This window comes from candidate division WOR-3 bacterium, from assembly GCA_039802205.1.
In the GTDB taxonomy this organism is placed as follows: Bacteria; Hydrothermota; Tepidihabitantia; order SM23-42; family JAOAFX01; genus JAOAFX01.
Genome location: JBDRWD010000073.1, coordinates 1 through 12,576 on the forward strand (window position 1 = coordinate 1; position 12,576 = coordinate 12,576).

8 protein-coding genes and 1 tRNA gene are annotated in these 12,576 nt (G+C 41.4%); 2 read left to right on the forward strand and 7 right to left on the reverse strand.

What is annotated here, in order from left to right; genetic code table 11:
• Window positions 1-196 precede the first annotated feature (196 nt).
• Both ABIL39_11280 and ABIL39_11285 read left to right on the forward strand, forming a co-directional pair.
• Entirely contained in the window at window positions 197-1,327 is a 1,131-nt protein-coding gene (locus ABIL39_11280; protein MEO0166705.1) for a prolipoprotein diacylglyceryl transferase family protein, read from the forward strand.
• The gene (locus tag ABIL39_11285; GenBank protein MEO0166706.1) at window positions 1,293-1,850 is read left to right on the forward strand and encodes a hypothetical protein; all 558 of its coding nucleotides are present in this window, start codon (window positions 1,293-1,295) and stop codon (window positions 1,848-1,850) included. Before ABIL39_11280 ends, ABIL39_11285 begins: the two co-directional genes overlap by 35 nt.
• 60 nt (window positions 1,851-1,910) lie before the next feature.
• Here the strand turns inward: ABIL39_11285 and ABIL39_11290 are convergent.
• From ABIL39_11290 to ABIL39_11320, 7 genes are all read right to left on the reverse strand, one after another.
• Window positions 1,911-1,982: transfer RNA gene (locus ABIL39_11290), tRNA-Asn, on the reverse strand.
• Window positions 1,983-2,053: 71 nt separating this feature from the next.
• Window positions 2,054-2,920 (reverse strand): T9SS type A sorting domain-containing protein, encoded by an 867-nt coding sequence (locus ABIL39_11295; protein MEO0166707.1) that lies wholly within the window; start codon window positions 2,918-2,920, stop codon window positions 2,054-2,056.
• 156 nt (window positions 2,921-3,076) lie between these two features.
• Complete coding sequence (locus ABIL39_11300) at window positions 3,077-4,303, reverse strand: hypothetical protein (protein ID MEO0166708.1); 1,227 nt, start codon at window positions 4,301-4,303, stop codon at window positions 3,077-3,079.
• A 221-nt stretch (window positions 4,304-4,524) separates the two neighbouring features.
• Window positions 4,525-6,720 carry a T9SS type A sorting domain-containing protein gene (locus tag ABIL39_11305; GenBank protein MEO0166709.1) on the reverse strand — a complete coding sequence of 732 codons (2,196 nt, stop codon included), beginning with the start codon at window positions 6,718-6,720 and terminating at the stop codon, window positions 4,525-4,527.
• A 247-nt stretch (window positions 6,721-6,967) separates the two neighbouring features.
• Complete coding sequence (locus ABIL39_11310; protein MEO0166710.1) at window positions 6,968-7,540, reverse strand: DNRLRE domain-containing protein; 573 nt, start codon at window positions 7,538-7,540, stop codon at window positions 6,968-6,970.
• Between the two features lie 140 nt (window positions 7,541-7,680).
• Complete coding sequence (locus ABIL39_11315; protein MEO0166711.1) at window positions 7,681-11,661, reverse strand: FG-GAP-like repeat-containing protein; 3,981 nt, start codon at window positions 11,659-11,661, stop codon at window positions 7,681-7,683.
• 570 nt (window positions 11,662-12,231) lie between these two features.
• Window positions 12,232-12,576: hypothetical protein (locus ABIL39_11320; protein ID MEO0166712.1), on the reverse strand; the 345-nt coding region annotated here is incomplete at its 5' end.

Below are 12,576 nucleotides of genomic sequence, written 5' to 3' on the forward strand. Positions count from 1 at the left end.
GAGACCAAAAATTGTTTAAAAATCAAGGTATCTCCTTTCTGATTCAATTCTGAGCGTGGTTTGAGCCACGCCTGGGGACATTTTACCTTTGAAGTTAAAGGTGACATTTTCGCTTTGAAACGACAATCAGTAAATGTATTGCTTGACAAATCAAAAATTATAAATAGAATTTTTAAGGAGAAAGATAGGTCGTTTAATGATAATTGATCCCAGCCAATTGACAGGTATATATCCAATTTTTTACTTGCTTGCAGTATATACAGGTTTTACAATTGTTGTTTTGGAGGTCTACAAAAGAAGATTACCTTTGATACCATTTCTTATCGTTATGGTGTGGGGGCTGATATTTGCCATCATTGGCTCTAAGTTATTCACGCTTACTCCGGTTGAATTCTTTGACAGGATTAAAAACAGTTCAATATTGTCAGTCCATGAGAGGGTCTACATTGGATGGCTCATTGGTGGAATGATTGGTATAAAAATTTTTAGAAAAATCCTTGGCTTCAAATTTGACCTATTTGATATCTTTGCATTTGCATTACCTACTGGTTTTGTCTTGATGCGTATCGGTTGTCTATTCGGTGGTTGTTGTTTTGGCAAACCGGCAAATCTTCCCTGGGCGATTGTCTATGCACAGCATTCACCATGTTATAACTATCATCTTTATAATAATATGCTTGCCCCAAATGCTACAATATCACTGCCAGTCCATCCTGCCCAGATCTATGAAATCATTGCAATGATTCTCATAATCTTGTTGCTTCTATATATAAGACGCTATTTAAAAAAACCAGGCAGTCTTGGTTATTCATATCTTGTGCTCCATTCAATATTTAGATTTTTTATTGATTTTACAAAAGAAGGGGGGAGTTATATATTGGGATTGAAATCAATGCAATGGTTTTTGCTATTTGTAATACCAGCTGGTATTCTCTTTATATTGTGGCGCGAAAGGAATTGCAGATTGAGGGATATTTGTATTTTTGAAGAGAAACCGTTTTTATTGAATTTTATATTATATCTCCCTGCCCCTTTATTTCTATTATTCCCGAAAAACTGGCTCACACCTGCTGAATTTAAAGTTTTATTGATTTCAAATATTATTGTAACAGGTGTTTTTGTATACCGAGTAATAAAATACTTATGCCGTCGTTATAGGGTTTTTATACGCATCCCCGTTGCTATTGCCAGTATTGCCGTTCTTGAATCAAACCTTGATACAACGATAGCAAAAGATTCATTGAAGGATATCTTTTATATTGAACTTGACGGTGGATATATGAAAGGTACCTATGTGGAAATCTGTGGGGGGGTTGGTCCCTTATGATGCGGGTGGAATAGGTGTGGGAGTATATGATAAAGCCAAAGACAATACAATCTATGGAATGAATCTTAGAGGTTATGTCTTTGACGAAGAGCATCACAGCCGTAATTTTGGTTTTGCGGGTAATTTTATCTTAAATCACCGATACATTGGTTTTGACCTGGGTGCAGGAAAAGTCTTTCAACATTATAATAATGAGTATGATTATGACTTAGTTTATCCAAGTATTGGCTTGAGATTGGGACCGCGCGATAAGGCATTCGTTGAGGGAGAATTTTTAAAGCATAAACCTTCTGATTTGCCAATGCCGGTGATAAAATTAGGATTTGGCTTCGGTACCGGTGATTTAAAGAATGAAACACATTTTCGTTTTGGTCTTTCCCTGCTTGAAGGGTTTTATGCGAGCCCGGTTATCTATCTTTTCAATAATCAATTGCGGATTGCTCCATATTTTGCAGGAGGTACGGAAGGTGATGTTTATCAAATCAATTTAGATATTGGCTATCGGTATTATTTTAAAGATTAAATTCAATATTTTAAAAGTGTTTATTATTTTTGCTTGATTTATTTATTGGGCAATAAAAAACTCCTCGGGCAGGACTCGAACCTGCAACCCTCCGGTTAACAGCCGGATGCTCCACCATTGAGCTACCGAGGAAGCACCCTATTATATTCAAAAGATGATAGATGTCAAGATTAAGAAAATCAAGATTTTAGTAGAATATAGTATTACTTGACGATAATGAACCTCTGGTAGATATTATGTTTTTCTGTGACCAATCGGCAGAAGTATATCCCGGCAGAAATTTCTGTATCCAGAGAACGGCAATCCACGATAAAAGAGTGTGTTCCTGCAGGACTAAATCTATTTTCTAATAGCCTTACCAACCTTCCCTGAATATCATAAATACCCAGAACGACCTTTCCTGGTTTATCTAACTGGTAGGTGATCTTTAAGACATCGGATGAAGGATTGGGTTCAATATGCAATCTATTCCTCCAAGATATCAAGTCATCTCCTGTTTCTTCATTTCCGACCTGTATTGACCACCGATAGATTCCCTTGGTTTGGGTTCCGGCATAGATATACATTGATTGACTTTTGCCGAGACAATTTATTTGCAGGTTCTGTAAGCCTTGATTTATCTGTGTCCAAGATGTGCCCCAATCGGTGCTTAGATATACACCGTTGGTATGGGTACCAACATAGATACCCTCGTAAGCCGATGATCCCCGATTAACAACAATCGCATTCACACGGCCGCCAGTAAAGTTGGTGGTGAACCAGGTGTTTCCTCCGTTTGTGGATTTGTAACAACTTCTATTCGTCCCGACATATATTTCGTTTGGATAATAGGGGTCAATTGCCAGGGCATATACCACGGAGTCTGGTAATCCTGGCGCCGTAAGTTTGGTCCAGTTATTTCCGGCGTTGGTAGTTTTGTATATAGTCGCGACATTATTTTCTATACCGCCGACATATACCACATTAGAATTTCCTGGTTCCAGGACAAGGGCGTAAGCCATACCAGTGAGAGTGCCAAGGTTATATCTGGTCCACGATGTTCCGTTGTCGGTTGTTTTCGATGCTGCCATTACATATATGGAGCTGACATAACCATCACCACAACTCCAGAAAACATTGGTATTGACCGGATCAGCTACTACTGCTCCCCCCGTATTATAATAACCAGGATCGGCTAATGACCAGACGGACCCGCCGTCTGTGCTTTTATAAGCTTGGGCAGTCCCTCAACCAAGACCTTCAATTGCCATTACATAATTGGGGTCGTTGTATTTAACCGCAATAGAGGCCATATCGCCGCAACTGGAAAAAGAAGGGCAGAGAATCCAGGAACTCCCACAATTTGTCGTTTTATAGACGCCCACATCTTCAACCTGGATATAAACAGTCGTAGGTGTTGATGGCGCAGCAGTAGCAGCAACCACAGGTAAACCAAGATTTATGCCGTCATTAGATGCAATCCAGTTTGTGCCGCCGTTGGTTGTTTTGAAGGCACCAGCCCGATTACCAACCAGAACTTCTAAATGATTCGTTCGGCTGACCGCGAGTCCATAATGATAATTTGCTGGGAGACTTGCAGTCAGGTCGGTCCAGGTTTCACCAGCGTCAGTACTTCTGTAAAAATAATAAATCCCTGAACAATAAACATAATTTGGGTTTGCGGGTGAAACCCCAAGGCGATAATTGTAGTATGCTGAAGAGACCTTTGTCCAGTTTTGGCCTGCATCAGTGGAACGATAAATACCATCATAATAAGTGCAGGCATAAACGATGTTAGAATTGGCAGGATTCACTGCAACATCATAGACATAATAACCGGCGGTGGAAGAATATACCTGGGTAAAGGTGTTACCGCCGTTCGTTGACTTAAATATCCTTGGTTCGTAGGTGGTTGAATAGACACTGCCACCAACATAAATTACATTGGGATTATTACGGTCAACACTGATACCGTAGCCATAAGAATAGCCGCCAACATAGACATCGACCGTTGACCAGTTATTTCCGGCATTCGTTGTTTTGATAAAGACTATTGCATAATCACTGCCGCTGACATATCGGTAGCCACAGCCGTAAATGGTGTTGGGATCGGTAGGATGTGCTTCAAGGTCATAGAAACCAACATTGCCGACTGAAGATGGTATCCAGGTCGCTCCGTTATCGGTTGATTTGTAGATGGAGCCATAGTATCCGGCGTATATGACGCCCGATTGGCTGACAGTCATCGTATAACAATAACTTCCGAATGAACCAACCTCGGTCCAGGTTATACCTTTGTTGGTGGACCTGAAGATTTTTGTCGGGGAGGAATATGAACCTGCATAAACCATGTTCTCATTGACCGGTGAGATAGCCATAGTATATAACTGACCACCCGGTGGACCGATGTACTGCCAATTGGCATAAAGTAACCCCGCAATGCCTAGGCTCATGAGGAGCGATATAAGTCTCATCACACCCCCTTTCAGATTGGAGATTATATTTAAGACATAAGTCTTGTCAAGACTTATGTTGACTGAAAGTCCTATCTTGATGAATATCATATCTTTTGTATACTATGAACGATGGAAAAAATAACCTTATCTATCCCCAGCTTGTAAGTGAAGAATGAAAATCATGAGGATTTATTGTTTTTTGTTAATCCGTGTAAATCCGTTTTTCAGGGTTTTCTACTTTAATAAATAATAATCTTCCGCACTTTCTGTTGTCCATCGGATTTCAGAATTAAGAAATAAGTACCGCTGTTTAGTCCTTTAGTGCTGAATTCAAGATTATGGATTCCGGGATCAAAATCTGCCTCATAGATATTTTTAACCAGACGTCCGGTTGCATCATGTAATTTTATTAAACAAGTGCGCGACTGGTCTATCATGAAGGAAAGCCTCACCAGCGAATTTTTCTTGACGAGTGTAGGAACAAAGAAAGACTGATTGTTTTTTCTTATTTTGCTTTCAGTAATTCCGTGTGTAATGTCGGTACTCACCCAGAATCTCCTGCCACCTTCGTAATAGATTAAGGCACCATTGCAGGCTCGTAGACCGCCAAAGAAATGGGGGATGGGGAATGGTTCTTGTTCAATCGTGTTGCCGGTATTAAACGAGCGGGCAATATAGGTTGTATCCGTTCCATAATATAGAAAATATAAACTGCCATTTGGTGCGACATCGGTAGAAAAATTGGCATAACCATTAATCGGGACGCTATCAAGAGTACTGGTTAATAGATGGTACCGATAAAGTGGAATATCCGTGAGATAGAGGATTTTTTGATTGTTATCATAAGATATTTCACCTGTCTCCTGCCCCGGGTCAATCGTTAAGAATTGCCAGGTTGCACCGCGGTCATAACTGACGAAAACCGAATTGTTTGTTTCTACAAAGATTGTATCAATCCCCGCAAGATTGGATAGAGAAGCAGGTTGTGCAAATACCGGGGTAAAATTGACCCCGCCGTTTGTTGAACGAATCAAAAATGTATCACAGAGTCCAATGATGACATTGGGGTCACTGGTAATGAGAAAGTCTGTGGGCAGATAAGTAGAATCAACCTTTGTCCAATTTTGACCGCCATCCGAAGAGGTAAATATCGTCCCCAGGGAAAATGTAGTTCCGACAATCTGGGCATCAGCACAGGAGGCGATAATAAAATTGGGATTGGTTGGTGCGGATTCAACTGCGGAGCCCATTAATAAAAAGTTTTTTAAGGTATCATAAGATGCTCCATAATTTCTAATGCGATAGACAGTTCCGCCCAGACTGATCGCATAAATGATTGAATCAAGCGAAGGATAGCTTGCCGCACCAGGACTGAAAAGTGTATGGGCATAAAGATTGTTTCTCTGGACACTCCATGATAAGCCATTATTGGTCGTTTTGAATACTCCTTTTCCAAGACTACCTGCGTAGAATGTTCCTGAGCCTGCAGGACTTATGAAGGTTGCAATCTCCCGCGATTCAACGTAAGAGAAGAGCCAGAATCCATATTGCCTCACGCCCCGGAATATTCCGGGATTGATAACACTTGAGACAATAATTGTGTCATTGCCGGTAAATTCAATATCCACTGCCTGGAATAATCCGAATGCATAGGGTTCATTTATCCTTGTCCATGGTCCCTGGGCTGATGTTGACTGGTATATTCCGTTGTCAGTGGTAATGAGCACAAGATTGGGATTATATGGATTGGGCTGAATATCAGTGACTTCGCCCGCGACAATTGTATCAACGAATCCTGAAGAAGGAGAGAAGTAGATATAGGTCAATGTATCATCTGGAGTGGTGTGGCCAGTGAACCAGAACACCCCAGGATTGCTCTTGAGATGTGCGATGCAGTCAATGCTATAAAGGTTATTGAATGTAGCAATTATCTGCCAGGATAATCCCGCATTTGTGCTGCGCCAGAGTCTTGGTGGCATACTATCCACAAGATAGATTACTGTATCCGCAACATCAAAACTTGCGGTCTGAAAATTGTTGGTGTATAAGACCTCTGCCCAGTCATTTCCACCATTCAAGGTTATCCAGACGACACCACCGCCGTCAACGACAATACTCCTTGAAGTTGTTGATAATATCCCACCACTTGCCATACAGTTTTCCAATGATAAACTCCAGTTAGCACCACCGTCAGTTGTACGCCATATATCACGAAAAGAAATCGCAAATGCTAAATTTTGGGAATTAGGATTGCTGAATGTGCCGAGGATTTCACCACCGGGTAGATTAACCAGATTCCAGGTCCAGGGATTAAAAGTTCCTGTCTCCTTGTTTACATATTGGGGAGCATAATATTCTTTCTGCAGAGCCCAAATCTTTTTTAGAGGATTGGGCATAAGCGCACTGATTATTAAAAATAAATTGATGAAGTTCACATTACCCCCTTGATGGTAAAATTATAATAAAAAATATTTTTATGTCAATGATTTTATGTTCCTTGGGCTCAGTTAATGTAGGGTAAGGCTTAGCCTTTCAATCGACAGGTACAATGTAGGGCAAGGTTTCCTTCATAAAGCGATGGTCTTTCAGAACCCGAGTTCAGCCTTGCGAAGATATTGCAGACCAAGGTCTGCCACTACAATTTTTCTATTAATAAAAGATTTTATACTTCACATAATTTCATCAGTATTCTACTTCCAAAGTCGGAACAAAGTTTGACTTTTCTTTATACTCTCTGCAGACAAATTCGCGTTCCACACCATATTCGCCAACCGGGTCAAGGGCAATGCCGTAGTTTGGCTCACCCGCGAGCCATTTTTCCAAAATCTGTGTCACATCCCATTCGTACCATATCCCACCTTCACGCTCAGAACGGGCACCCTTGATTGTAATGACTGATACTTCATTATCGGATAATTTCGGAGCAGTCTTCCATGTAACGGTCATCTCTTCCCAGGGAGATAAAATCTGCTTCGCCGCAACTTGGGTCGGTGCATCAGAACCTGAATAATCGTTGTATAATTTTACCACAGCGCGCTTTGGCTTCTTGTCTTTAGGTAAATTGGTAATATCAAATTGGAGCAGAACGATTTCCTTATCGGTTCCGGAAAAACCCAAAAACAATTTGGGAATGGTGGTTGGGTTGTAAGGGTCGGTGATATCCTTCCAGCCACCACCATCCCCATAATTTTTATTAGGCTGTGCCTTGTATATCCAGGAATCTTTTACAACCTGGCATCTTATTTTGTTTTGCATAACTAACCTCCGGTCTTTCTGACCGCAAGAGAAACACAACAAAGAGATTATGGCCAACAGAACCAAATTTTTGTGTTGTATCTTTTGTTTTTTATCGAACATAAATACCTCTGACTTCTACTTCACAAACAGAATTTGATTTATTGTAAAAATATGAATTTGACGCTGTTCGATGCAGAATCAGGGGATATTATCCGAGCAAAATAGACACCAGAACCGCATGTATTCCCATTTTTATCTTTGCCATGCCATTCGTATTCTGTGCCCGAAACCTGGAATCTATTTACTTCCGAGCCTAAAATGTTGTAGATTACCAGAGTTCCATTGCCATGTTTTAATCCGCTGTATTTGAATCTTACTTTTCCGGGTGAGTTATTAGCCATTAAATTTATTTCATAGAGTGTTGGGTCAGTATTATCTTCATTAATACCAACCTGTATGCCCGTTCGGAAATCAGTTTCATTAAGCCCATTTGATTGAATATAATACCATCTTGAGTGTATCGGTGAACCATATTTTGGATGGTATTTTATCCTTGCACGCCATTTATAACAGGTATTGACCGATAACCCGGTTATTACACGGCTTATTTGCTGCCCTGTTGTCCCAAGATTTATCCAGTTTGACTCCACAAGATCTATGCCATTGAATGGCACGCCCAGTGGTTTTACTTCAAACTGAGCCTTGGCAATAACCCGACCATAGGACGACCGTCCGAATAACCTTGAACCGAATGAATTATTTGAATAAGTGAATAATGGTGGAACAATCTGGCGGGAAAAATCTGGTCTCATTTGCTCGGGTTTTACATTAACACCCATTGCTTCATTGCCATAATAGACAAAAGCCCTACCCTCATTACTTTCGCCATTATCATAAAAATATGCACCTACTATCACATCTGAATATCCATCGCCATTGACATCGCCTGCAGTGGAGACCGAGACACCGTAATATGCAGATGGCTGGTTTGATTCGCCGATCCAGTTTGGGGTTGTGGATAATCCGGCTGCCGAGCCATGGTAGACGAAAGCCCGTCCTTCGTCAGTTTCGCCATAATCATAAAAATATGCACCTACTATCACATCTGAATATCCATCGCCATTGACATCGCCTGCAGCAGAGACCGAGATACCGTAATATGCAGATGGTTGGTTTGATTCGCCGATCCAGTTTGGGGTTGTGGATAATCCGGCTGCCGAGCCATGGTAGACGAAAGCCCGTCCTTCGTCAGTTTCACCATTATCATAATAATGCGCGCCTATGATTACATCTGAATATCCATCGCCATTGACATCACCTGCAGTAGAGACCGATCTTCCAAAATACACATATGTCTGATTTGATTCATTAATCCAGTTTGGTGATGTTGATAACCCGGTTGGAGAACCGTGAAAAACATATACCCTTCCCTCGTTTTCCTCACCATTGTCATAAGATGGAGCACCTATTATTACATCTGAATATCCATCACGGTTCACATCACCTGCTACGGCAACCGATTGTCCGAATAGTGCAAGAGGTTGGTTTGATTCGCCGATCCAGTTTGGGGTTGTGGATAATCCGGCTGCCGAGCCATGATAGACAAAAGCCCTACCTTCATTACTTTCACCATTATCATAAAAATGCGCGCCTACTATTACATCTGAATATCCATCGCCATTGACATCGCCTGCCGTAGAGACCGAGACACCGTAATATGCAGATGGTTGGTTTGATTCGCCGATCCAGTTTGGGGTTGTAGATAATCCGGTAGCCGAACCATGATATACATACGCCCTTCCTTCGTCAGTTTCACCATTATCATAATAATGCGCGCCTACTATTACATCTGAATATCCATCGCCATTGACATCACCCGCCGTAGATACTGAGACACCGTAATATGCAGATGGTTGGTTTGATTCGTCGGTCCAGTTTGGGGTTGTGGATAATCCGGCTGCCGAGCCATGGTAGACGAAAGCCCGTCCTTCGTCAGTTTCACCATTATCATAATAATGCGCGCCTACTATCACATCAGCATATCCATCGCCATTGACATCACCCGCCGTAGAGACAGAAAAGCCAAAATATGCATTATTTTGATTTGATTCATTAGTCCACATGGGTGTTGTTGACAGTCCGGATGCTGAACCATGATAGACAAATGCAGCACCTTCGTAATCCTGTCCGTTGGTGTAGAATGGGGCACCAACAATCACATCTGCGTATCCATCGCCATTGACATCACCCGCCGTAGAGACAGAAAAGCCAAAATATGCATTGTTCTGATTTGCTTCATTGGTCCACATTGGTGCTGTTGATAATCCGGATGCTGAACCATGATAAACAAATGCAGCACCTTCGTCACCCTGTCCGTTGGTATAGGATGGGGCACCAACAATCACATCCGCGTATCCATCACCATTTATATCGCCTGCAGTAGCGACTGATAGCCCGAATGAGGCATTTGAAACATTTGGTTCGGCAGACCAGGTCGGGAGTGTTGACAATCCAGATGCGGAACCATGATAGACATAAGCCCGGCCTTCATCGGTTTCGTTATTGTCAAATCCAGGTATCCCAATTATTACATCTGAATATCCATCGCCATTGACATCACCAGCGCAGGCAACCGAAGAACCATAATGAGCATCTGCCTGATTTGATTGTCCGGTCCAGTTTGGCGAAGTTGCTAAACCAGATGCGGAGCCGTGGTAGACATAAACCCTACCTTCATTAGTCTGTCCACCGTCATAATAGTGAGCACCAATTATTACATCTGAATATCCATCGCCATTGACATCGCCTGCCGTAGAGACCGAGATACCGTAATATGCAGATGCCTGGTTTGATTCGCCGGTCCAGTTTGGTGAAGTAGGTAAACCATAAGGCGAGCCATAATAGACAAATGCCATGCCTTCATCTGTTTGCCCATTATCATAATCTGGAACACCGACAATCACATCTGAATATCCATCACCATTGACATCTCCAGCACAGGATAATGAATTACCGTAATGGGCATTTGCCTGATTTGATTGCCCAATCCAGTATGCTGTATTGGATAAGCCAGAAGCAGAACCATAATACAGGTATGCGGCACCCACATCTTGGAATCCGGCGTCATAACCGGGTGCCCCAATTAGAACATCCTGATATCCATCGTCATTAATATCACCAGCACAGGAAACTGCATATCCATAATGAGCATATGCCTGATTTGGTTCATTAGTCCAGTTTGGTGAAGTTGGTAATCCGGTTGCTGAACCGTGATAAACAAAAGCCCTGCCTTCCTCCTCTTGTCCATTATCAAACCACTCTGCACCGACTATTACATCCGAGTATCCATCACCATTGACATCACCGGCTGAGGCTACTGCAATTCCATAAAACGACAATATTTGATTACTTTCACCTGTCCAGTTGGGAGTTTGAGATAATGGGTCGACAGTTATGGGATAAACTGCATTAGCATCTTCTATGACAATTTTGAATCCATTTTCGGATTTTTCAAAATGGGCGGGAATCATTTTACCATTTGCATCCGATACCTTCATATCCAGATAGTTCATAACACAAGAACCACCCGGCACTGCACGGATAAAGCTTATTTTATCATCAATGACATTCATCTCAACACCCAATAATTCTACAGTGAGATTCAAATTCAGATTGCCTTTTCCTTTCAACTTTTTGGATACCACAAAGTTTTGCCTCATTCCACTTTCCATATTTTCAAAATCAATTTTCAACAGATTTCCTATTACTTCGGCTTTGTTCTTATCAACTTTTAATATATCTCCTTGATATATACCTTCTTTTTTGTTTCTTCCAACAGAAATCAATTTAATTATCACAGACCAGAAATTATCTTTTTCATAAACCCTCGGTTCAGCTTTGAAACCGTCAAGGTAATATGAAAAACGGAGATTTTGAGCACGGTTAGGAGATTGATAACAACCTGCTTTATCCTGCCACCTTATTTCATATTCAGATTCTTTTATTTTCTGCTGGATGGTTGTCAACCAGTCGCTATCCATTTTTGCAGGTACGGGAATATTTGTATTCCCCAAAAGAAAGATGGGTAGGGTAATGCATAAAAAGACCATCCAACAATGAGACTTAGTAAAAGTTTTCATAATACCTCCTTTCAATCAATTGACCAATCACGGATTTCATAGTCTTTATATATTTTTAAAAGCCATAATTTCTTAGATTTATTAATATGTTTTTTCCTGTTCGGAGCAGAGACCATCTTGCTTTTTTTTATTGGTTTAATCCTAAAGCGGGCATTATACAGCTTTCTAATCACAATAAATTTTACCAAAATACACTTACCAAACGCTTACCAGATTGTGATTGAAAGTATTACTAACTAATCCCCCTGTTTCCTCCTTTACGAAAGGGGGATTGGGGGAGATTGATTTACGAAAGGGGGCAACAGGGGGATTGATTTAAGAAAATTTGCAGACCAAGGTCTGCCACTACAATTTTTGCAGTGCGTATTATCTGAAGGAATGTAGTTGGTAGCCGCACCCTTTAGCGTGCGTAATATCTTGAGATTTAGCCATATTTATCCGCAGGCTAAAGCCTGCGCCTACCATTTTTACTGGTTATGATACAGTTTATAAAGGGTCGCCCAAAAGTTTAATCTCTCCAAAAAAGGGGGGAGTGGCAACACTCCCCCCTTTGATTAATTTTTGCTTATGTTAGCGTCTTATTTTTCCACCACTGCGAATTTCAAATGTCTGGCTCAAACCATAGGCATTGGTATTCTGGGTATTGGCAATTCTAATCCGGCAGTTCATGCCTGAGACATTGGGAACGGTCCAGAGGTAATAACCGTCATTGGCGGCGTTCTGAGCGATTTGATTCCAGGTAGTTCCACCATCAGTAGAGTAGTCTAATCGGGCATTAGAAAAGTCGCCGGTCCAGTCCCAGGTGATATAATAACTCCTACCCGCATACCAGATGTCGCCATTCAATGGTGAAGTCACTTTTATGGTTTGCGGAGCAATTGTGAAGGTATTACTGACACCATAATTTGTGGTATT